Origin of the sequence: Streptomyces venetus (assembly GCF_039540295.1) — a bacterium.
Taxonomy (GTDB): Bacteria; Actinomycetota; Actinomycetes; order Streptomycetales; family Streptomycetaceae; genus Streptomyces; species Streptomyces venetus.
Window position 1 is genome coordinate 134,117 of the sequence record NZ_BAABET010000010.1, and the last position, 21,038, is coordinate 155,154.

Genomic DNA, 21,038 nt, shown 5'->3' on the forward strand with positions numbered 1-21,038 from the left:
CACACAGGTGAGCATTCTCAGCGAGCGGCCCGCCGTGACCCGGCTGCCCCTCACCGAACTCGGCCCCCGCTTCGGCGCCGAGATCAACGGCATCGACCTCGGACGCCTCGACGACGACCAGGTGCTGGCGGTGCGCGAAGCGCTCGTGGCATACAAGGTGCTCTTCGTGCGTGGCCAGCACAGCCTCGACGACGACGCGCAGATCGAGTTCGGCAGACGCCTGGGCGAGGTCACCGTCGGGCACCCGGTCCACGACTCGGGAGACATCGCCCCCGAGGTGTACTCGCTGGACAGCCAGGACAACGGGTTCGCCGACGTGTGGCACACGGACGTCACGTTCGTACGGCGGCCGCCGGCGATCTCCGTCCTGCGGGCCGTGGTGCTGCCGCCCAGTGGCGGCGACACCAACTGGGCGGACAGCCAGCTCGCCTACGAGTCGCTGTCGCCGGGCCTGCGGGCCTATATCGACACGCTGACCGCCGTCCACGACGGCAGCCGCGAGTTCGGTTACTACCTCGCCCAGCACCGTCAGGGTCAGGGCAACCTGTGGGACGGCGAGGTGTTCACCGAACTGAAGCCGGTGGAGCACCCCGTGGTGCGGGTGCACCCGGAGAGCGGCCGCAAGGGCCTGTTCGTGAACCCCGGTTTCACCTCGCACATCGTGGGGGTCTCGGAGCACGAGAGCCGGGGCATCCTCGACATCCTGTACGCCCATCTCACGAAGCCCGAGCACGTCGTACGGCATCGCTGGCAGCCGGGTGACGTCGCGCTGTGGGACAACCGCGGCACGTCCCACTACGCCAACCGCGACTACGGCGACCAGCATCGCGTCATGCATCGCATCACGCTGCGCGGAGACACTCCGGTCGGTCCCCCAGCCCCTTCCTGACCGAACCGGGGCGCCTCGCGGTCCCGTCACCCGGCACGACTGCCCCTGGTTCTGCCCCTGCGGACCTCCCCGCCGGCGGCACCCGTCGGGTAAGAGGGAAGGGCCCGAGTCGAACGAAGGGGAACCGCGTATGCGTACCCACGCAGAAGACCGCTCGAACGCTGACCGCGTCGGCGGACGCCCCACGTCCCGGGCGACCTCCGCCCCGCCACCGCTCATCGCCCTGCAACAGGCCGCGGGAAACGCAGCGGTGACACGCGCCGTCCAGCGGGCCCAGGACGAGCACCACCCAGAAGGGGAGCAGAGCGGGCCCGTGGGACGCGACTCGGACGGGGCCGTGCCGGTCCAGCGGGCGCCATCGGTTCGCGACGCTATCGGCTCCTCCCCCGGCAGTCCGCTGGAGCCGCGCATCCTCCAGCGGGCCGAGCGGGCCTACGGCATGAACTTCGGCCATGTGCGCGTGCACCGCGACCCCGTCGCCCAGCGCTCGGCCGAGGGACTCGAGGCCCTGGCCTACACCACCGGCCCCCACATCGTGCTCGGCGAGGACCGTGTCAGCGACGAGGTGATGTACGAAGAGGTCGACCACGTACGCCAGCAGGCGCTGGGAACGGTGTCCGGCACCGCCAACAGCAGGGGCGAGAGGGTCTCACACCCCAAGGATCCTTTCGAGAGGAGCGCCGGTTCCAACGGCCGGAAGATGGCCCGGGGCGCGGCCCCCGACCTGTCGCTGCCCGGGGCCGGCGCACCCGGCGGGGCGGTGCAGCGCAGCGTGGACGGGGACATGCCCGTCCAGCGGGCGGACCGGCCCGGGCCCGCGGGCACGACCGGGCCCGCGGGCACGACCGAGACCCCGGCCACGGCCTCTCCGCCGGCCGTGGTCCGTCTGGCGCGGCTGCTCGTCGGCGGCGACCGCGAGATCAGGAACAAGGACGTACGGGCCGTCATCCACAAACGGGTGCGGAGCGGCCCGATGTTCACCGGCGAGGAGCTTGAGGCGATCAGGGCGGTGGAGTCCGAGGACCCCAAGTGGCTGAAGACCGTGGGCATCTGCACCCACGCCGAGGCCGAGGCCTACCTCAAGGCCGGTCATTTCCGCAGCTGGCTCCAGCAGCCCGAGGGCAAGCGCCTGTTCGTGACCACCCTGCGGTGGCAGCAGAACGTCGAGGATCGCGGCCAGGGGAAGCCACCGGCCAAGCCCACCCGGTCGGACTACCAGCTCGGCCACCACATGGCCATGCACGCCGAGGAGACTCCGGAGTCCGAGAAGGAGCAGCTCAAGGAGGAGCGGAACGAGCAGATCTTCCAGACCTTCATCAAGACGTTCCTGCCTCCCGGTATCAGCGACGACGTACCGGACGCCGACAAGCACCGGCAGCGCGTCGAGCGCGGCACCGAGTTGCTGACCAAGATCTTCCTGATCCTGAAGGAGGGGCTGAAGGTCTTCAACCCGGAGGCGGGCATGCACGAGGACTTCAGGGACGACGTCGCCCATGCCCTGGCCTACGGCGGTCGCGTCAACATCCGCATCCCGCAGTTGTCCGACGGCCAGCACGGCTACGAGCTGCCCCAGTGGCTCCACATCACCAAGGAGGACCGGAAGCCCTGGGAGCCCAGGTCCACGCCCGAGGCGCCGGTGTACCGTCGAAAGTTCGGCACGCACCACATGGAGATCGGCGACAACAAGCCGGACGGAACGCGGGGCGACTTCGTGGAGAAGGGCGAGATCGGGGCCACGGTCCAGAACTGGCTCGATCCCCACAGCCACCTCTACGGACTGCCCGCGGCCGTCGGCGGCATGGGGAACAACGACTACCACGGCGACACCATCCTGCCGGACGAGTCGTACGGGCACGTGTTCATGGGGTACAAGCCGCCGACCCGCAAGCGTGACGGGGCGTTGCAGGTCGGCATCGAGACCGCCGGGCCGGGCGGCAGGACCGCCGACGGTTACCAACACGGCGTGACCAGCAGCGAGAAGAACAACAACCCCGTGAGCCACTTCGGCGGCCACAAGGACGACAAGCCCGCCGCCAAGGCCCCCCTCAGTGCGAACCAGCGCCTCGTCGACCTGCAGGAGTTCGGAGACTGGGTGCAGAAGCTGAAAGACCTGGAGGCGGCCTGGAAAGCGGAGTTCGCCCAGGCGAAGACCCATGAGGAACGCGCGGCCCTGTACCGGGACCTCATCGGCAAACGCAACAGCGCCGACTCCTGACCCGGTCAGGTCGCTTCGACGTCGGTGTGCAGCAGGTGGTGGTCCGAGTAGGGGCTCGGCTGCACGCGGTGCCGGAGCGGGACGATGCCCCGCAGGAAGACGTAGTCGAACTTGCTCTGCCAGTCGGTGGTCGGCTGGCAGGTGCCGGTGGGCGAGGGGTGGCACTGGGGGTCCGTGTCGGTGGCCAGTGCCCATATCGGCCTGAGCTCCGGGGCGTCCGGCACGGCGTTGAAGTCGCCGAGAACGATCGCGCGGTCGTGCCGGGCGACCTCCTCGGCGAGGACGCCCGCCTGGTCCGCCCGGACCGCCTCTTGACGCCGTTGGGCGAGATGCGTGTTGAAGACCCGGACGGGCCGTCCGCCCACGGTGGTGGTGACGGCCATGTACCCACGGTCCTCGGATCCGCCGTCGGGGTACTCCACGTTGACCGGGTCGGTCATCGGCGCCGCCGAGAGGACCGCCTGGCCGAAGCCTCCCGGGTTCCACGGAAGCCCGCCGCAGCGGCCCCAGTTCCTGAGCACCGTCCCGTACTCGACGTGGTAGACCAGCCCGTGCAGGTTCCGCAGATAGTCCCGGATCCTCTCGACGTCACGGACGCACGCTTCCTGGAAGCCGACGACCTGGGGAGCGTACGTCGCGATCTCCGCTGCCCGGTCGACGTCGCTCACCGCGCAGGGGTTGCAGAGGTTCCACGTCATGACCCGGTTCGGTACGACTTCCCTGGCGGCTCGGACCGGCGGTGACCCGGCGAAGAGGGAACCGGCCGGTGCGCTGGGGCCGACGAGCACCATGCAGACCACGGCCATGGCGCCCGCGAGCAACCGCGTCCCCCTACCGAGCACCATGGCCTCCCCCTCACGGACACACGTGGCACCTGACGTCTCCATGGACGAGGTTATTCCACCGTGCCGGCACCGTCGGAGGCTGTTCCTTGCGCCCGATGGATGAATTGGGTGCGTGGCTCGGGCTTCAGGGCGTGTCCGGCCTCTGGTGGTCGTGGGGCGGCGATAGGACGGGGCCGTGCGGCCGCCCTCAAGTCCGCGCCCCCAGCACCCGCCCCCGCAGTCGAAGGGAACCCTGTGACCGCTCCTGTCGCTCTCGACCACCGCGCCTCCGGCTACAGCCTGCGGCACGCCTACTGCCTTGCCCAGGCGTGCGCCCTGGCCTACAAGGACCGGAGCACCATCGAGCAGCAGGCCGCCAAGTGGGGCTTCGGCCGGGTGCGCCACCACGAGACGCGGTTCACCCCGCCGTTCCCGCTCCAGGACACACAGGCCTACACACTGGCCAGCGACCACATGATCATCACCGCGTTCCGTGGCACGGAACCGAACCAGATCAAGGACTGGCTGACCGACGGCACGACGCCGCCACGGCGTGGCCCGGACGGCACGGGACACGTCCACCACGGTTTCGCCGAGGCCCTGGACTCGATCTATCCGGAGGTCATGGCCACCCTCGAGGAATGGCGGACCAACAGCCAGAGCGTGTGGTTCACCGGGCACAGCCTCGGCGGCGCGCTGGCCATGCTCGCCGGGGCGTGGATGTACCTCGAGGAGCCGCGACTGGCGGCGGACGGTGTCTACACCTTCGGCCAGCCCCGCACCTGCGACCCGACGCTGGCGGCCGCGTACAACAAGGGGTACAAGGACCGCATGTACCGCTTCGTCAACAACAACGACGTCGTGCCGCAGCTTCCGCCCGAGCCCGTCTACACGCATGTGAACGCCCTGCGGTACATCGACTCCCACGGGCGGGTCCGCGAGTCGATGCCGCTGGTCGGCGGACTGGCCGACCGGGCGAGCGGGCTGACAGCGGACCTGTTCGCGCCGGCCGGCGACGGCGTACGGGACCACTTCATCGACAGCTACCTGAAGGTCCTGGAGAAGAACCTGAACTGACAGGTCGCCCGCTTCGAGGTGCCCGAAATATGCCACGTGGGTGGAATTTTGGGTGCGTGACTCGATAGGGGGCCATATTCTGGTTTCCCCGAATGGCGGGTGTAACACGGCAACGATTCCCAGGCGCTGTAGTGGACAGAAATGGCCAACCTCGGCCGAATCCAATACGTCGAGGGCAGGCCGGCGAATGAACACAGCAGATGGGATTCCTCGTGAGTAACACCGGCCCTGCTTCCGGCTACCAGTCGTACGACCCGCCCCCGCCGCCACCCCCGGGACCCGACCACTCGGCGCGCAACCAAGCCGCTGGGCGGCGCGCAGCCCTGACCATCTGCACGATCGCCGACGTCGCGGCCGGTCTGCTGGGTCTGTGGATCGTGCTGTATCTGCTCGACGCCAACCAGTCGAACCCTTTCGTCGAGTTCGTGCACGGAATGGCGGACTGGCTGTCCGGGTGGGCTCAGGATATTTTCACGATGGACACAGAAAGCCTACGCGTCGTCCTCAATTATGGTCTTCCGGCGGTCATCTATTTGCTGATCGGTCACGGTATCGCCGCACGGATCAACCGGGCCTGAATTCACGACGACACTCCCTCGCATCCGGCGTCGCCGGCGGGTGCGTATCGCCCTGTCGGACAGCGGTCCGGCAGGGCGATGCGGTGTGTGCTACTCCTCGCCCGGGGAGTCGGCCACCCGGTAGGTGCGGGTGCTGGTGAACTCGCGGATGCCGGCGGCGCCGGTTCGCGGCCGTAGCCGGCGTTGACGAACGCCGTCGTCGCTGGTGATGCGGCGGGCGAGACCGACTCCGCGCGCCGTGTGGGCGGTCCACACGCTCAGGCCCAGCCCGTGGGCGGTGGCGTCGGTGAGCCGGACGGCGTCCTCTTCGTCGCGGGCGACGGTCAGGGCGGCCAGGGGGCCGAAGGTCTCCTCGTCGAAGGCGGCGGGCCCCTGCCGCCACCGACTCCTCGACCTGCCGCCGGATCGCCGCGCGCAGGCCGTCCCAGGCGAGCGGCCCCACCTGCGTGTCCGGCCAGGCGAGGCGGGAGCTCTTCGACCACGCCGACGAGTGAGCAGATCGGCGCCCGGTTCAGGCACACGGCTATTGGTTGTTAGCTGCGTAACTCTTGACATTCAGGCTTGCCGCCCTTGTGATGGCTAATGCCCAGTAGCCGATGTCAGGGGTCAACGTGTCGATCGGGTTCGAGACCGACGAGAGGGTCGCCGACATCGCGTGGCGCACCACTGAGTTCGTCCGGGACGTCGTGCTGCCGGAGGAGCAGGCGTGCGACGGGAACGTCCATGACGGGCCGGAGCCGCTGCGGCGTCGGTTGCAGGAGGCGGCCCGGGCCGCAGGGGTGTTCGCTCCTCACGTGGGTGTGGAGTGGGGCGGGCTCGGACTCGATCTCTGCGGCCAGGCAGTGGTGTTCGAGGCGGCCGGATACTCGTTGCTCGGCCCTCTCGCGCTCAACTGCGCGGCGCCCGACGAGGGCAACACGCACCTGCTCGAAGTGGTCGCCACAGAGGAACAGAAGGAGCGGTATCTGCGCCCGCTGGCGGTCGGTGAGGTGCGCTCCTGTTTCGCGATGACCGAACCGGCACCGGGCGCGGGGTCCGACCCTCGTGCGCTGGCCACCACGGCGACGAGGACCGGCGGCGGATGGCGGATCGACGGCCGCAAGTGGTTCATCAGCGGCGCCGACGGCGCCGACTTCGCCATCTGCATGGCTCGCACCAGCGGCGTCCCGGGTGACGCGGGCGGCGCGACGATGTTCCTCGTCGACGCCGGCAACCCCGGCATGAAGGTCGTCCGGAACATCGACACGCTGGACCAGGGCCTGTTCGGCGGGCACAGCGAGGTCGTTTTCGACAGCTGCGAGGTCGGCGAAGGCGCCGTGCTGGGCGAGGTGGACCAGGGCTTCGCGTATGCCCAGGTGCGTCTCGGGCCCGCGCGTATGACGCACTGCATGCGCTGGCTCGGGGTGGCGCGCCGGGCACAGGACATCGCCCTGGAGCGCGCGGCGGATCGCACGGCCTTCGGTAGACCGCTGGCCGAACTGGGCATGGTGCAGCAGCTGCTGGCCGACTCCGAGATCGACATCGAGACCAGTCGCGCGGTGCTGCTGCGGGCCTGCTGGGAACTGGACCAGGGTCGCCCGGCCGCCCAGCACACCTCGATCGCGAAGACGTACGTCTCGGAGGCGGTGAACCGCGTGGTCGACCGGGCCGTGCAGGTGTGCGGCGCGCTCGGCATCTCCGGGGACGCCCCGCTGTCCCGGCTGTACCGGGAGGTGCGTCCGTTCCGGATCTACGACGGCCCGTCCGAGACCCACCGCTGGGCCATCGCCAAGCGCGCGGTGCGGGCGGCGCGGGAGCGGAGGGCGGCGCGATGACCCCATCGGACGGCTCACCGAAGGCCACCGTGACGGCACCCCGGCGAGGGACAGCGGCCGCGGCGGACACGGCCGTGGTCGGCATCGACGGTCCCGCCCTGCAGCGCTACTTCGCACGGCATGTGCCGGAGTGCTCGGGCCCGTTGCGGGTGGAGCTGCTGCACGGTGGGCGCTCCAACCTCACCTACGAGGTGACCGATGGGGCGCACCGGTGGGTGCTGCGCCGGCCACCGCTGGGTGTGCTCACGCCGACCGCGCACGACATGGACCGTGAGTACCGCGTCGTCGCCGCGCTCGGCGGCACCGGAGTACCGGTGGCCCGGGCTGTGCTGTCGTGCACGGACCCCACGGTGATCGGAGCGCCGTTCTGCGTCGTCGACTTCGTGGAGGGCGCCGTACTGCGCGACGGTGACGAGGTCGCCGCGCTGCCCCGGGCCGACGTACGGCGCAGCGCCGATGCGCTGGTCGACGCCCTGGTGGCACTGCACTCGGTCGACGTGTCCGCTGTCGGGCTCGGCGGCTTCGGCCGTCCGGGCGGCTATCTGGAGCGTCAGGTGCGGCGGTGGCGCAGCCAGTGGGACAAGGTCGCCACCCGCGCTCTGCCCGACGTCGAAGCGCTGCACGGGCGGCTCGCCGCTGCCCTGCCCGAGAGCGGCGCGGCGGCGATCGTGCATGGCGACTACCGGCTGGACAACACGATCCTGGAACCCGGTGACATCGGGCGGATCGCCGCGATCGTCGACTGGGAGATGGCCACGCTCGGTGATCCTCTCGCCGACCTCGGGATGCTGCTCATGTACTGGGACCCGGTCTGCGAACCGGTGCTCGGGGCGCGCCACGTTCCCACGGCCAACCCGGGGTTCCCCGCGGGCCAGGAGCTGGCCGAACGGTACGCCAGGCGCTCCGGCCGGGACATCGGCGCCCTGCCCTTCTACCAGGCGCTCGGCTGCTTCAAGCTCGCGGTCATCGCCGAGGGCATCCACGCCCGCTACCGCGCGGGGCAGACCGTCGGCACCGGCTTCGAGCGGGTCGGCTCCGCGGTCCCGGCGCTGCTGCGCTCCGGGTTGGAACTGCTGTCCTGACCAGGCCGCTCACCCCACTCGGCCACCGACACTGACGCACTCGACGCTATCCGAGGAGGAGCCGTGCGAGACCGGCTGTCCGCGATGATCGCCCTGGTGACCGGCGCGACCGGTGGCATAGGAGACGCCGTCGTACGCCGGCTGGCCGCGGAGGGTGCCGCGGTGGCGGTGACCGACGTGGACGCCGGCAGGTGTGAGGCGCTCGCGAAGGAACTGACCGACAACGGGGCGCGAGCGATCGGCCTGGCCCTCGACGTCAGTGACGAGGAGGCGTGGCGCCACACGGTCGAGCGGGTGGCCGCCGAGCTGGGTGGGCTGTCCGTGCTCGTCAACAACGCGGGCATCGCCGAGACGCGGACGGTGGAGACGGAGACCCGGGAATCCTGGGACAAGGTCATCGGCGTCACGCAGACCGGTGTCTGGCTCGGCATGAAGCACGGCGGGCCCGCGATCGAGCGCTCCGGTGGGGGCTCGATCGTCAACATCGCCTCGATCTTCGGTACGGTCGGCGGCTTCGGGAGCCAGTTCTCGTACCACGCGGCCAAGGGCGCGGTCCGGCTGATGACGAAGAACGCCGCGCTGCACTGGGCCACGCGCGGGGTACGCGTCAACTCGATCCACCCCGGTTTCATCGAAACGCCCCGCTCCCGCGAACTGTGGCGGGGCACGGCCCGGCACACCGCGATGGTCGAGGGCACCCCGTTGGGGCGGCTGGGCCGGCCCGACGAGGTCGCGGGAGCGGTGGCGTTCCTCGCCTCCCCCGACGCGAGCTTCGTCACCGGCTCCGAGCTGTACGTGGACGGTGGTTGGACGGCACGCTGACCGGGGAGCCCGAGGAGGGGCGGCCGGCCCGGGGCCCCTCCTTCGCCGGCGGGGTCACCGCACCCGTGTGTACTGATGCACGCCGCCCACGAACGCCACGCTCGCCCGTCCCTGGAGCACGAGGACATCCAGGTGCGCCGCCGTCTCGTTGACCGCGAGCATCTGGTTGAAGGCGCTCAGCTCGCCGAACGCCACCGCCCGGCGCGTCCATCCGAGCTTGCGCGCCACCGCGTGGGCGTCGAGCGTGTCCTCGCCCAACGCCGTCAGGCTCCTGGCCAGCCGGTCGTCGTGGTGGGCGAGCAACTCGGCGACCCGGGTGTGCGTGCTGTCGGAGACCGGGCCGTGCGCGGGCAGCAGGCGGGCGTCGGCGTACCGGTTCATCAGCCGCAAGGAGTCCAGGTAGTCGGCGAGCGGCCGGCCGCCCGGCTCGGACAGTTCGAAGCCGATGGACGGAGTGATGTGCGGCAGGACGTGGTCCCCGGAGAACAGCAGGCCCCGCTGCTCGTCCAGGAAGACCACATGCCCCTTGGTGTGTCCCGGAGTCGGTACGACACGCAGCTCGCGGTCGCCGAAGCGGAGGGTCTCGGCGGCGAGCCACCGGTCAGGGGCCTCCCACACGGTCGGGTCGAAGCCGCCGTGGTCCATCGCCCGGATACGGCCCGCCAGTTCGCCGGCCCCTGCCCTGGTCAGGGTCTCCAACGAGCTCACGGGTTCGTCGCTGCGCAGCCGGTCGAGCATCTCCAGACCGGGACGTTCCCCGGCGCCGAGGTAGACGCGCGAGCCCAGCAGGCGGCGCAGTTCCACCGCCTGCGTGTAGTGGTCGCGGTGGATGTGGGTGACCAGGATGTGGCTGAGGTCGCCGAGGTCGCGGTCGATGGCGGACAGGGCTTCCTCGAGCGCCTTGCGCGCCTCGGGGATCGCCCAGCCGCCGTCGATCATGACGATCCCTCCGTCGTCGGCGAGGTCCTCCAGCAGGTAGACGTTGACCGCGTGCAGGCCGTCGTTGGGAAGGGGCAGAGGAACGCGGTGCACCCCGGGCTGTACGGTCTGCACTCCGGCTGCGGCCCACGGGCCCTGGTCGAACCGCGTTGTCATGATCCTCCTTGGTGGGTGCCGCCCCGGGAGCTTGCCCGTGAGCAGGTGACGGCACGGTCGTGCGGATGGTCGCCTCGTCAGGCGTGGTCGTCGGTCGTCCGGGCATGCAGTCTGACGGCCATGTCCCGGGCCCCGCTCCGGTCGAGCTTGCCGACCTTGGTCTGAGGCAACTCCTGGATGCCGTAGACGAATTCGGGCCATTTGGTCTTGGAGAGGCCGACGCTCTCCAGGTGCCCGGTCACCTCGGCCAGGCCGATGCCGCCGCCGTCCTCGGTGACGACGAGCAGTGCCACGCGCTCACCGAGCACGTCGTCGGGAACCGCCGCGACACAGACCCTGGCGACGCGGGGGTAGCTGGCGACCGCGCGTTCTATCTCGGTGATGTCGATGTTGCGGCCGCCGCGGATGATGATGTCCTTCTCGCGGCCCATGATGCTGATGGTGCCGTCCTCGTGGGTCATCAGCAGGTCGCCGGTGGGCAGGTAGCCGTCCTGAGTCAGTGCGGTCGGCTCCACCTCGCCGTCGCGGGCGTAGCCGAGGAAGAGGGAAGGTCCGCGCACCTGGGCCCGGCCGGTCACGCCTGGTCCGGCCCTCTCGCCGTCGGGGGTGAGCGCGCGTACGTCCGTGCCCGGGAAGGGGCGGCCGTCTCTGCCGAGGCGGATCTCCTCGGGGTCGTCGGGGCTGGGCGAGGTGTGGCCGAGGCACTCGGACATGCCGAAGACGCGGAGGATCTTCGTGCCCAGGGACTCCTCCGCCCGGGCCAGCGCTCCACGGTCCATCGGCCCACCGCCGACGGTGATCGACCGGACGCCCCGCAGGACACCGGATCCGGCCGCCTCGGCGCCCATCTGCAGCGCCATGGTCGGGACGCACATGGTCCAGCGGACCTCGGCGTCCGCCATCCGCCGCAGGGCGACGGCCCTGTCCCACCTGCCCGTCATGACGAGCGGCCCGCGCAGCAGGAGGGAGAGGTAGACACCGAAGCAGTAGGCCGCCGTCGACGACAGCGGCACGATCGCGGCGACGGCGTCGCCGGGCGACAGGCCGTTGACGGTGATGGTGCTCGTTGCGGCATAGCGCAGGGCCGACTCGGACTGTACGACGCCTTTGGGCCGCCCGGTCGATCCGGAGGTGAGGCCGATCAGGGCGCCGCCCGACCACCGTGAGGTGTCACGCCGGTCGGGCGCGGTCAGGCACGTCCAGCCCTTGAGCACCTTGCGCGGCCCGCCCGGCAGCCGGTCGGCCACCGCCCATTCGTCCGTCGCGGAGGGCTCGGCGACCACGGCGTCCGGGCGGATGTCCTCCCAGGCCGCGGTGAACTCGGCATGTGTGGTGTGCCGGTTGACGACCGCGATGACACCGCCGCTCAGTCCGACGGCGAGGGTGGCGGCGACGGTACGCCATGAGTTGTCGGCCTGGACCATGACGGTGCCGCCCGCTCCGTCGGCCTTTCCGGTGGACAGCGCTGCCGCCAGCACCGTGGCCTCGTCGAGCAACTGCCGTGCCGTGTGGCTGCCCGCGTCGTCGATGACGGCGACGAAGTCCCTCTCGTGCGCCTTCTGCTGGAACTCCCGCACTACCTGTCGCATCTTGTCCCTCGCTGCGATGTCCCGAACGTCAGGCGGCGAACATCTCCGCCTCGTGCCCCATGACCGCGATGCGGCGCCCCTTCATGTCGCCGACCTGTGCGACGGCCTCGGCCCACTCGGGGCTCGCGAGGGCCTTGTGCAGGTCCTCCGGGGAGCCGAAGCTGAGCACGGAGATCCCGTCCCAGCCTTCGGAGCGCGGCTCCAGAGCGGCGTCGATCTCGGTGTGCCGCCAGGCACGCAGTCCTGGCAGGCGGCAGGTCAGCTCCGCGTGGTCTCCGCGCCACCACGCGATGAACCGCTCGTGCGTCCACTCCGGGGGCCGGGCTGCCAGCAGGACGAGGTTGTACATGACGATCCTCTTTGCGTGGTCGGTCGTGGGTTCAGGTGAAGCGGATCTCCGACGAGCGGCCGATCAGCAGGCGCTGGAGCCGGCCCTGGTCGTTCACCCGCCCGGCGGCGACGAAGCTCGCCTCGGGGACACCCGCGCGTCGGACCTCGCCCAGGAAGAGCTCGTCCTGGCCGAGCGTGGTCGCCGACAGCCGGTGGTGGGTGCGGGTGCCCCTCTCGCGCTGTTCGAGATAGCCCACAAGGGCGGCGCGGCCGCCGGCGAAGTCGGTGGCGTTGCCGCCGCCGGTGGAGAACAGGATGGACAGCGAGAAGTCGTCGCTGATCAGGTCGAGGATCCGGGACGGCTCGTCCCCGTCGAGGATCTCGAACCACGCGGTGAGGAACGGGGCCGCGGTCGAGGTGTCTGTCATGTCCGGCTCCTCTCGGTCGAGGCCTGCCCGGCCCGGTCGACGAGCTCGAAGTCCGTGGTGAAGAAGGACTGGTAGCGCGCCAGCAGCCCACCGGGCGAGATGACCGCGGCCGAGAGGAAGGAGCCGGTGTACCGCCCGCCCTGCGTCACCACTCCGTAGACGGTCTCCAGGTCGCCGTCCTGGCTGTACCGCAGGATCTCGTGCGCCCGGTCCACGGCGTCGCGGCCGGCGATGTACGCCGCGAAGTCCTCCTTGGACGTGCCGGTGACCTCCTTGCCCGGCAGGGCGATGAGGAAGCGGAAGTCGGGTTCGAGCAGTTCCAGCGTCCGCTCCGGATGCCGGCTGTCCATGCTGGCCATGTATGCGCGCAACGCCATGAGTGAGCCCCTTCGGTCGGCGACCGCTTCCCAACTGATCAACCTGAGCCAAGTTCAATTCAGTTAGGATGGTAATCCGCTGGAAACACGGCTGGCAATAGCACAAAGCCCCCGACGGAAATCCGCCGGGGGCCTCACGACCAGGACGCTCAGTACGTCACGTGGCGACCATCCGCACGCAGGCGCCCTCGATCAGTTCGCTGATCTCCGACAGCGGAGTCGGTCCGGACGGCCGGTACCACCGCCAGACGCTGACGATCAGGCCCAGCACGCTCGCACCCAGCAGCTGCGCGTCGCGCAGCGGGAACGCCCCCTGGGACATGCCCCGGACCAGCAGGTTCGTCCAGTCCCGTTCGACGACCTGGACCAGCTGGCGGGCCGCGACGCGCTCGGCCTCCTCCCGCTTGGACTTGCGCGGGCCGGAGAGCAGGTCCATGTGGTTCTGCAAGATACGCATCTGCAGAACCTCCTGGTCGGAGACGTCGTACGCCGCGCGAACAGCCGCCCGCAGCGCTTCCACCGGCTCCGCGACGTCCGCCGTCGCCTCCGTGAACTTGTCGTGGGAGCGCTGCAGCTCCAGCCGCATGATGGTGAGCAGGCAGTGGGTCTTGGACTCGAAGTAGTGGTACAGCGCGGTCTGCCCGATGCCGACCCGCTCCGCCACGGTGGACCACTTGGTGGCCTCGAAGCCCGCCTCGCCGAAATGATCGACGGCGGCCGCGAGAATGGCGGCGCGCTTGGACCTCGGCCCCGCTTCCGGTTCAACGATCTTTGTCGCCATGCCTGACCTGTCTCCTGGCTGCCGCCCGCCTCGTGCGTACCCGAGAGTAGTCCCAAGCTGAACTCAGTTGCCAATCGACTTCCGGTCAAAGGCGCTCCAGCACGATCGCGTTGGCCATGCCACCGCCCTCGCACATCGTCTGCAGACCGAAGCGTCCGCCGGTCCGGCGCAGTTGGTGCACGAGCGTGGTCATGAGCCGCGCCCCGGTGGCGCCGAGCGGATGCCCGAGCGCGATGGCGCCGCCGAAGGCGTTGACCCGCTCCGGGGCGGCACCGATCTCCTTCTGCCAGGCGAGGACGACCGAGGCGAACGCCTCGTTGATCTCGACCAGGTCGATCTCCCCGATCGACAGCCCGGCCTTCTTCAGGACCTTCTCGGTCGCCGGGATCGGGCCGGTCAGCATCTGGATCGGGTCGGAGCCGACCACGGCCATGGTGTGCACACGGGCCAGCGGGGTCAGAGCGTGGCGGCGCACCGCCTCCGGGGAGGCGATCAACAGGGCGGCGGCGCCGTCGGAGATCTGGCTGGAGACGGCCGCGGTGAGCCGGCCGCCCTCGGTGAGGGTCTTCAGACCGGCCATCTTCTCGAGGCCGGTGTCGGCGCGCGGCCCCTCGTCTGCGGCGAGCCCGTAGGCCGGGGTGATCTCGTCGTCGAAGGCACCGGCGGCCTGGGCGGCGAGGGCCCGCTGGTGGCTGGAGAGCGCGAACCGTTCCATGTCGGTACGGGAGACGCCCCAGTTCTCGGCGATCAGCTCGGCCCCGCGGAACTGCGAGATCTCCTGGTCCCCGAAGCGCTCGCGCCACCCGTCCCCCGCGTACGGGCTGCCCATGCCGGCCTGCTCACCGACGAACATCGAGCTGGCGATGGGCACCAGGCTCATCACCTCCACCCCACCGGCGACCACCAGGTCGGCGGCGCCGGAGCCGACCGCCTGCGCGGCGAAGTGCACGGCCTGCTGGGAGGAACCGCACTGGCGGTCGATGGTGGTGCCGGGCACGTGCTGCGGCAGCCCCGCCGACAGCCAGGCGGTGCGTGCGATGTTCCCGGTCTGTGCGCCGAGCTGGCTGACGCACCCGAAGTACACGTCGTCGACGGCGCCCGGGTCGGCGCCGGTGCGTTCCAGCAGGCCGCTCAGCACATGGGCGCCCAGATCGGCGGGGTGGACGCCGCTGAGCGCGCCCTTGCGGCGGCCGACGGGGGTGCGGACGGCTCCGACGATGAATGCTTCCGGCACGGTGGCTCCAAGGTGGGATACGGAGGTCAGGGGCGGGGCGGGATGCGCTTGAAGTCGGGCGCCCGCTTGCCCAGGAACGCGGCGACGCCCTCACGGCCCGTGTCGGAGCCGGCCGCGGCCGCGAGCGCACGGGCCTCGCGGTCCAGGTGCGGCCCGAGGTCCGTGGTCAGTCCGGCGGCGACGAGCCGACGGGTGGCCCCGAAGGCGGTGGTGGGTCCCCCGCGCAGGGCCTCGGCCGTGCGTGCGGCCTCGGCGGCCAACCGGTCGGGGGCAACGGCACGGCTCACCAGTCCGATGGCGGCGGCTTCCGCCGCGGGGACGCGGCGGTTGGTCAGCAGCAGGTCCAGGGCCCTCTTGGGGCCGACGAGACGGGGCAGGAACCAGCTGACTCCGGCGTCCGGTGAGTACCCGATGCCGGTGTACGCGGCGGTGAACGAGGCGTCGTCGGCGGCGAGGGTCACATCGGCGGCCGCGGCCAGACCGATGCCGGCGCCCGCCACCGACCCCTGCACGGCGGCCACCACGGGCGCGTCGCTCGCGGCGAAGGTACGCAGGGCGTCGTGCAACGCGTCCGTCACCGCGGTCAGGTGCTTCTCCAGCGCCTCACCAGAGAGCCGTGAGAACTCCCTGAGGTCGCCGCCGACACAGAAGGACTTTCCCTCACCGGTGAGCAGCACGGCCCGTACGGCCTCGCGCGCGCAGGCCCGCGCCGCCTGAAGCAGTCCGCGCGCCAGGTCCAGGTCGATGGCGTTGCCCGCCTCGCCCCGGCGCAGCGTGACGCGGGCCAGGCCCGCGTCGTCGATCTCGAGGCCGACCGTCGTCGTCCCGGCCGTCATCGGGCGGTCCATCCGCCGTCGACGGTCAGCACCTGTCCGGTGCAGTACGAGGAGGCGTCCGAGGCGAGGTACAGCAGCGCGCCGTCGAGTTCATGGCCGTCGCCGCCGCGCCGCAGCAGGGTGTTGCGCTCGACCCAGCGGCTGGAGCGCTCGTCGCCGAAGAGGGCCTCGGTCATCTCGGTGCGGAACCAGCCCGGGGCGAGCGCGTTGACGCGGATTCGGCTCGTCCCCCACTGTCCGGCCAGTTCACGCGTCAGTCCGATCAGTCCGGCCTTGGACGCCGAGTAACTCGCGCCGCCCAGGGGCGCGGCGGTCACCAGGCCGAGGATGGAGGAGACGTTGATGATGCTCCTGCCTCCCGTGTCACCGGGTGCCTCGGCGGTGAGGCGGGCCAGGTGGTATGGGGCGGTGAGGTTGACGCCGAGGACGTCGGCGAAGGCGTCCGGTGATTCGTCCTCGGCGCGCGTCTCGCCGGAGCCGGCCGCGTTGTTGACCAGGATGTCGAGCCGGCCGGTGGCGGCCAGCGCGGTCTCGGTCAGCCGCGTACGGTCGTCGGCTCGTGAGACGTCGCAGGCCACGGGGTGGATGCGGGCGTCGGAGTCGGCGAGTTCCTTCAGCCGGTCCATGCGGCGGGCCGCGGCGAAGACGGTGGCGCCGGCCTGCGCGAGGACCCTGGCGAAGCGTGCGCCGAGCCCGGCGGAGGCGCCGGTGACGACGGCCGTCCTGCCCTGGAGCGAGAACAGTTCGGCGGCGGATCGTGGCGCGCTCACTCGTCCACCCCGATCGGCAGGGCGGTCGCTCCGCCGTCGAGCACCAGGGTCTGGCCGGTCATCCAGGAGGAGGCGTCGGAGGCCAGGAACAGTGCCGCGTTCGCCACGTCCTCCACCGTGCCGAGGCGTCGCAGCGGCAGCTTGGCGGTGAGGACCGGCTCCCGCACCTCCCACACGGCCCGCGCCAGCTCCGTCTTGATCAGTCCGGGGGCGATGGCGTTCACCCGTGCCCGGGGCCCGAGTTCGTAGGCGAGCTGCCGGGTCATGTGCAGCATGGCGGCCTTGGTGGCGTTGTAGTAGCCGATGTGCGGATCGACGATCAGCCCGCCGACGGAGGCGATGTTGACCACCGCTCCCCCGTGCTCGGCCATCCACGCCCGCCAGGCGTACCGGATCCAGGCGATCATGCCGTACTGGTTGACGCGTACGGTCTTCTCCGCGCGCGGCAGGTCCAGGTCGAGCAGATCGCCGTGGTACGGGTTGGTCGCCGCGTTGTTGACGAGGATGTCGATCCGGCCGAAGCGGGCCATGGTCTCCTCGACACAGGCTTCGGCCTGCTCGGGTTCACCGGCGTTGGCCACCACCGTGTGCAGGTCGCCGTCGCCCTTGACGCGCAGCAACTCCTCGCGCGCCTCGGCGAGTCCGGTCGCCTTGCGGGCCGCGATCACCACGTGTGCGCCGGCCGCCCGGTAGGCGGTGGCGATGCCGAGTCCGATGCCGCGGGATCCGCCGGTGATGACGGCGACCCGGCCGTCGAGAGTGCCGCCGCTCACGCTGCCCCTGCCTTCCTGTCGGTCTTGTCCTGCTCGGCCCTGCCGTGCTCGTCCTTCTTGCGGTACTTGGCGAGTTCCTGACGGGCCACCGTCCGCAGATGCACTTCGTCGGGGCCGTCGGCGATGCGCAGTGCTCGTGTGATGGCGTACAGCCGGGCCAGTACGGTGTCGTCGCTGACCCCTGCCGCGCCGTGCGCCTGCACCGCGCGGTCGACCACCTTGTGGGCGACCTCCAGCGCCGCGACCTTGATCGCCGCGACCTCCATACGGGCGGCGGCGTTGCCAACCGTGTCCATCAGCCAGGCGGACTTGAGGACGAGGAGACGCAGCTGCTCGATCTCGATGCGGCTGCGGGCGATCCACTCGCGCACCACGCCCTGGTCGGCGAGCGGTCCGCCGAAGGCGCTGCGTTCCGTGACGCGTTCGCACATCAGCCGCAGGGCGCGTTCGGCGAAGCCCACGGCGCGCATCGCGTAGTGCATCCGCCCCGGACCGAGCCGCCCCTGGGCGAGCGCGAACCCTTCCCCCTCGCCCCTCAGGATGTTCTCCACCGGCACGCGGACGTCCTCGAAGAGCACGTCACCGTGTCCGAGCCGGTCGGTGTAGCCGAACATCGGCAGGTCGCGCAGGACCGTGACGCCCGGAGTGTCCCGGGGGATGAGGAGCATGCTCTGCTGCCGGTACGTGGGCGCGTCCGGGTCGGTCTTGCCCATCAGGATGATCAGTTCGCAGTCGGGGTCGAGGATCCCGGAGGTGTACCACTTGCGGCCGTTGACGACGTAGGCGTCGCCGTCGCGGGTGATGCGGGTCCGGATGTTGCGGGCGTCGGAGCTCGCGACCTCCGGCTCGGTCATGGCGAAGCACGAGCGGATCTCCGCGTCCAGCAGGGGGCGCAGCCACCGCTCCTGCTGTTCGGGCGTGCCGTACAGCGCGAGCAGTTCCATGTTGCCGGTGTCGGGCGCCGAGCAGTTGAACACCTCGGGGCCGATGACGGAGCGGCCCGCCAGCTCGGCGAGCGGCGCGTACTCGAGGTTGCTGAGCCCCGCGCCCCAGTCGCCGTGCGCCATGAAGAGGTTCCACAGGCCCTCGGCGCGCGCCTTCTCCTTCAGTTCCGCCATCACGGGCGGCAGGGCGTGCGGGTCGTCCGCCTCGGCCAGCTGCCGGTCGTAGACCGCTTCGGCGGGGAGGACGTGCTGCTCCATGAACGACCGCATGCGGGCTTGGAGTTCACTCGCTCGGGGCGAGAATCCGAAATCCACGATGGCTCCTGTCCGGGATTCGTGTGGTGGGTCCGGATCAGCCGAGGATGTCGCGTGCCGTGCTGATCATCGCGGCGATGGTGGGCGGCAGTCGCTCCTGGTCCGGGTCGTGGTGCTTGCCCTCGCGGTGCCGGCGCAGGTTGTGGCCCATGATCGCGGCCATCTTCATGCGGCCGAGTGCCCGGAACCAGTCCATCGCGGGCAGTGCGGGCCCGCCGTCGAGGTAGGCGTCCAGCAGGTCGGCCTCGCCGGGCAGGCCGGGCACGGCACGCCCCAGCCGGGGGAAGTTGCGGTGGTCGGCGAAGAGCAGGAACCACCCGAGGTCGATGCGCGGGTCGCCGATGCTCCAGATCTCCCAGTCGACGACGGCCACCGCATGCTCGTCGACGCACAGCACGTTGCCGAGCCGGAAGTCCCCGTGCAGCAGCACCGGCGGGAGGCCGCCGGGCACATCACGGGCGAGGCGGGTGAGCAACTCCTGTCCGCCAGGGCGCAGTTCGGCGGGGACGGCGTGCAGGGTGCGGCTCCACCGTTCCAGCTCCCCCGCTGTGTCGAGCGGTTCGGGCGGGTCGAGCCCGGGCGTACGGGTGTCCGTGGCGTGCAGGCGCCGCAGCACGGCAGCGACCTCCAGCATCCGGGCGCGGGCCGTCGCGGCGGGCACCCCGGGCTCATCGAGTACCGGCTCGACGGCCTCTCCGGCGGCGAACTCCATGGCGAACCACGCCGGTTGGGTCTCGTCGACGGCGGCGATGCCGGGGACCGGCACCGCGGACCCGGACAGCGCGCCGAGCACCCGTGCCTGACGCAGCACGTCGTTGCGCCCGACGGGTTTCTGCCCGGGAGGCACCGCCTTGACGACGTACCGGGTGTCCCCTGCGGTGATCGAGTACGTCAGCCCCGAGTGGCCGCCCGGCAGCACCGCCAACTCGCCCACCGGGGCGCCCGGATGGCGGCGGGCGAGCCGGTCGCGGACCCGGGCGGACAGCTCCGGCACCTGCGTGGCCGTGCTCATCGGGTGGGCTCCTTCGGCAGGCCGAGCACGCGTTCGGCGAGGATGGTGTGCTGGATCTCGTCGGTACCGCCCGCGATGCTGTATCCGGGGGCGCCGAGCAGGTGCTCCGTCCAGGCGTAGGTGCCCCACTGGCCCGTGTCCGCGACGAGGCTCGGTCCCAGCAGCTCGGAGACCAGGTCGCTGGTGCGCCGCATGGTCTCGGTGGCGTAGAGCTTGCCGACGGAGGCTTCCGCGCCGGGTTCGCGTCCGGCGACGAGGGCGGCGGTCACGCGCAGTCCGATGAGCCGCTGGACGAGGGTGCGGATGTGGAGGTCGGCGGCCCGCTGCTGTTCGCTGCCGGTGAGCGGGCGGGGCAGGTTCCCGGCGAGTTCCAGCGCCCGGTCGGCGTTGTCCAGGCCGAGGTTGCCGGAGTCGAGGCGTTCGGCGGCCAGCACACTGAGCGTGACCCGCCAGCCCTCTCCGACCGGCCCGAGCCGGTCGGTGTCGGGCACCACCACGCCGTCGAGGTAGACCTCGTTGAAGCTGGTGCCGCCCGTCATCTGCTGGATGGGCCGTACGGTCACGCCCGGCGCGTCCATGCGCACCACGAAGACGGTGATGCCGGCGTGCTTGCGCACGTCCGGGTCGGTACGGCACACCGCGACGCCCCAGGTCGCGACGCGAGCCCCGGAGGTCCACACCTTGTGTCCCTGGAGCACCCAATTGTCGCCGTCGCGCACCGCCCTGGTGCGCACCGCGGCGAGGTCGGAGCCGGCCTCGGTCTCCGAGAACAGCTGGCAGGCGAGTTCGTCGGTGCGCAGCATGGGGGGCAGCCAGCGCTCCTTCTGCTCCTCTGTGCCCCAGATGCCGATCGCGGGGGCGACGAGCTGCTGCGTCACGGGGAAGACCTCGGTGCGGTGGGGAACGTCGAAGGCCGTCTCCTCGGTGCGGTAGAGCTGTTCGTAGTACGCGGGCAGGCCCCGCCCCCCGTACGTCTGCGGCCAGTTGAGCGCTCCCCATCCCTGGTCGTAGCGGGTGCGTTCCCACTCCTGCGTGCGGGCGGTGTGCTCGCGTTCCTGTTCCTCGGTCCAGTTCTCGAACACGGCGACGGAGTCGGAGCCGCTGCCCCACTCCCCGTCGGCGGCGCGCGGCCGGGCGACCGTGGCGAGCCACTGCCGGGCCTGGGCGCGGAACGTCTCGGGGTCGGGGACAGCGCCGGGTTCCGGGTTGCCTTTCATCGCTTCTTCCACCTCCGATCGGCGGGCCGTTTCAAG

22 protein-coding genes are annotated in these 21,038 nt (G+C 71.0%); 7 read left to right on the forward strand and 15 right to left on the reverse strand.

Annotation, left to right across the window (positions count from 1 at the left end):
• Positions 1 to 7 precede the first annotated feature (7 nt).
• Positions 8 to 889, forward strand: coding sequence for a TauD/TfdA dioxygenase family protein (locus ABEA82_RS29840; protein WP_345664802.1), 882 nt, complete (start codon positions 8 to 10; stop codon positions 887 to 889).
• Between the two features lie 130 nt (positions 890 to 1,019).
• Positions 1,020 to 3,104 carry an eCIS core domain-containing protein gene (locus ABEA82_RS29845; RefSeq protein ID WP_345664803.1) on the forward strand — a complete coding sequence of 695 codons (2,085 nt, stop codon included), beginning with the start codon at positions 1,020 to 1,022 and terminating at the stop codon, positions 3,102 to 3,104.
• Positions 3,105 to 3,109: 5 nt separating this feature from the next.
• Here the strand turns inward: ABEA82_RS29845 and ABEA82_RS29850 are convergent, their stop codons facing one another.
• Positions 3,110 to 3,949 carry an endonuclease/exonuclease/phosphatase family protein gene (locus tag ABEA82_RS29850; protein ID WP_345664804.1) on the reverse strand — a complete coding sequence of 280 codons (840 nt, stop codon included), beginning with the start codon at positions 3,947 to 3,949 and terminating at the stop codon, positions 3,110 to 3,112.
• Between the two features lie 234 nt (positions 3,950 to 4,183).
• On the opposite strand from ABEA82_RS29850, the gene ABEA82_RS29855 reads away from it, so the two are divergent.
• Together ABEA82_RS29855 and ABEA82_RS29860 are read left to right on the forward strand one after the other, a co-directional pair.
• Positions 4,184 to 5,005 carry a lipase family protein gene (locus ABEA82_RS29855; RefSeq protein WP_345664805.1) on the forward strand — a complete coding sequence of 274 codons (822 nt, stop codon included), beginning with the start codon at positions 4,184 to 4,186 and terminating at the stop codon, positions 5,003 to 5,005.
• Between the two features lie 212 nt (positions 5,006 to 5,217).
• Complete coding sequence (locus ABEA82_RS29860) at positions 5,218 to 5,583, forward strand: hypothetical protein (protein WP_425588571.1); 366 nt, start codon at positions 5,218 to 5,220, stop codon at positions 5,581 to 5,583.
• Between the two features lie 90 nt (positions 5,584 to 5,673).
• On the opposite strand, the gene ABEA82_RS29865 is transcribed toward ABEA82_RS29860, so the two are convergent.
• On the reverse strand, positions 5,674 to 6,102 hold the full coding sequence (locus ABEA82_RS29865) for an aldehyde dehydrogenase family protein (RefSeq protein WP_345664807.1): 429 nt from the start codon (positions 6,100 to 6,102) through the stop codon (positions 5,674 to 5,676).
• A 92-nt stretch (positions 6,103 to 6,194) separates the two neighbouring features.
• Between ABEA82_RS29865 and ABEA82_RS29870 the strand changes: the two genes are divergently transcribed.
• The 3 genes from ABEA82_RS29870 to ABEA82_RS29880 all read left to right on the forward strand — a co-directional run bounded on the left by ABEA82_RS29870 (position 6,195) and on the right by ABEA82_RS29880 (position 9,301).
• Positions 6,195 to 7,397 (forward strand): acyl-CoA dehydrogenase family protein, encoded by a 1,203-nt coding sequence (locus tag ABEA82_RS29870; protein ID WP_345664808.1) that lies wholly within the window; start codon positions 6,195 to 6,197, stop codon positions 7,395 to 7,397.
• Positions 7,394 to 8,479 (forward strand): phosphotransferase family protein, encoded by a 1,086-nt coding sequence (locus ABEA82_RS29875; protein ID WP_345664809.1) that lies wholly within the window; start codon positions 7,394 to 7,396, stop codon positions 8,477 to 8,479. The genes ABEA82_RS29870 and ABEA82_RS29875 overlap by 4 nt, the downstream gene beginning before the upstream one ends.
• A 63-nt stretch (positions 8,480 to 8,542) precedes the next feature.
• Positions 8,543 to 9,301, forward strand: a complete 759-nt coding sequence (locus ABEA82_RS29880) for an SDR family NAD(P)-dependent oxidoreductase (RefSeq protein ID WP_345664810.1) — start codon at positions 8,543 to 8,545, stop codon at positions 9,299 to 9,301.
• A 54-nt stretch (positions 9,302 to 9,355) separates the two neighbouring features.
• Here the strand turns inward: ABEA82_RS29880 and ABEA82_RS29885 are convergent, their stop codons facing one another.
• The 13 genes from ABEA82_RS29885 to ABEA82_RS29945 all read right to left on the reverse strand — a co-directional run bounded on the left by ABEA82_RS29885 (position 9,356) and on the right by ABEA82_RS29945 (position 21,002).
• Positions 9,356 to 10,396, reverse strand: coding sequence for an MBL fold metallo-hydrolase (locus ABEA82_RS29885; RefSeq protein ID WP_345664811.1), 1,041 nt, complete (start codon positions 10,394 to 10,396; stop codon positions 9,356 to 9,358).
• Positions 10,397 to 10,473: 77 nt separating this feature from the next.
• Positions 10,474 to 11,985 (reverse strand): class I adenylate-forming enzyme family protein, encoded by a 1,512-nt coding sequence (locus ABEA82_RS29890; protein ID WP_345664812.1) that lies wholly within the window; start codon positions 11,983 to 11,985, stop codon positions 10,474 to 10,476.
• A 28-nt stretch (positions 11,986 to 12,013) separates the two neighbouring features.
• Positions 12,014 to 12,334, reverse strand: coding sequence for an EthD family reductase (locus tag ABEA82_RS29895; RefSeq protein ID WP_003995146.1), 321 nt, complete (start codon positions 12,332 to 12,334; stop codon positions 12,014 to 12,016).
• Positions 12,335 to 12,365: 31 nt separating this feature from the next.
• Positions 12,366 to 12,743, reverse strand: a complete 378-nt coding sequence (locus ABEA82_RS29900) for a hypothetical protein (protein ID WP_345664814.1) — start codon at positions 12,741 to 12,743, stop codon at positions 12,366 to 12,368.
• Complete coding sequence (locus tag ABEA82_RS29905) at positions 12,740 to 13,120, reverse strand: nuclear transport factor 2 family protein (protein ID WP_345664815.1); 381 nt, start codon at positions 13,118 to 13,120, stop codon at positions 12,740 to 12,742. The genes ABEA82_RS29900 and ABEA82_RS29905 overlap by 4 nt, the downstream gene beginning before the upstream one ends.
• Before the next feature lie 157 nt (positions 13,121 to 13,277).
• The gene (locus tag ABEA82_RS29910) at positions 13,278 to 13,901 is read right to left on the reverse strand and encodes a TetR/AcrR family transcriptional regulator (RefSeq protein WP_345664816.1); all 624 of its coding nucleotides are present in this window, start codon (positions 13,899 to 13,901) and stop codon (positions 13,278 to 13,280) included.
• An 85-nt stretch (positions 13,902 to 13,986) separates the two neighbouring features.
• A complete protein-coding gene (locus ABEA82_RS29915) occupies positions 13,987 to 15,135 on the reverse strand; it encodes an acetyl-CoA C-acetyltransferase (protein WP_345664817.1) in 1,149 nt (382 codons plus the stop codon).
• Positions 15,136 to 15,161: 26 nt separating this feature from the next.
• Positions 15,162 to 15,971 (reverse strand): enoyl-CoA hydratase/isomerase family protein, encoded by an 810-nt coding sequence (locus ABEA82_RS29920; RefSeq protein ID WP_345664819.1) that lies wholly within the window; start codon positions 15,969 to 15,971, stop codon positions 15,162 to 15,164.
• A complete protein-coding gene (locus ABEA82_RS29925) occupies positions 15,968 to 16,741 on the reverse strand; it encodes an SDR family NAD(P)-dependent oxidoreductase (protein WP_345664820.1) in 774 nt (257 codons plus the stop codon). The genes ABEA82_RS29920 and ABEA82_RS29925 overlap by 4 nt, the downstream gene beginning before the upstream one ends.
• A complete protein-coding gene (locus ABEA82_RS29930; RefSeq protein WP_345664821.1) occupies positions 16,738 to 17,514 on the reverse strand; it encodes an SDR family oxidoreductase in 777 nt (258 codons plus the stop codon). Before ABEA82_RS29930 ends, ABEA82_RS29925 begins: the two co-directional genes overlap by 4 nt.
• On the reverse strand, positions 17,511 to 18,773 hold the full coding sequence (locus ABEA82_RS29935) for an acyl-CoA dehydrogenase family protein (RefSeq protein ID WP_345664822.1): 1,263 nt from the start codon (positions 18,771 to 18,773) through the stop codon (positions 17,511 to 17,513). Before ABEA82_RS29935 ends, ABEA82_RS29930 begins: the two co-directional genes overlap by 4 nt.
• 37 nt (positions 18,774 to 18,810) lie before the next feature.
• Positions 18,811 to 19,785 (reverse strand): phosphotransferase family protein, encoded by a 975-nt coding sequence (locus ABEA82_RS29940; RefSeq protein WP_345664823.1) that lies wholly within the window; start codon positions 19,783 to 19,785, stop codon positions 18,811 to 18,813.
• Entirely contained in the window at positions 19,782 to 21,002 is a 1,221-nt protein-coding gene (locus tag ABEA82_RS29945) for an acyl-CoA dehydrogenase family protein (RefSeq protein ID WP_345664824.1), read from the reverse strand. Before ABEA82_RS29945 ends, ABEA82_RS29940 begins: the two co-directional genes overlap by 4 nt.
• Positions 21,003 to 21,038 lie beyond the last annotated feature (36 nt).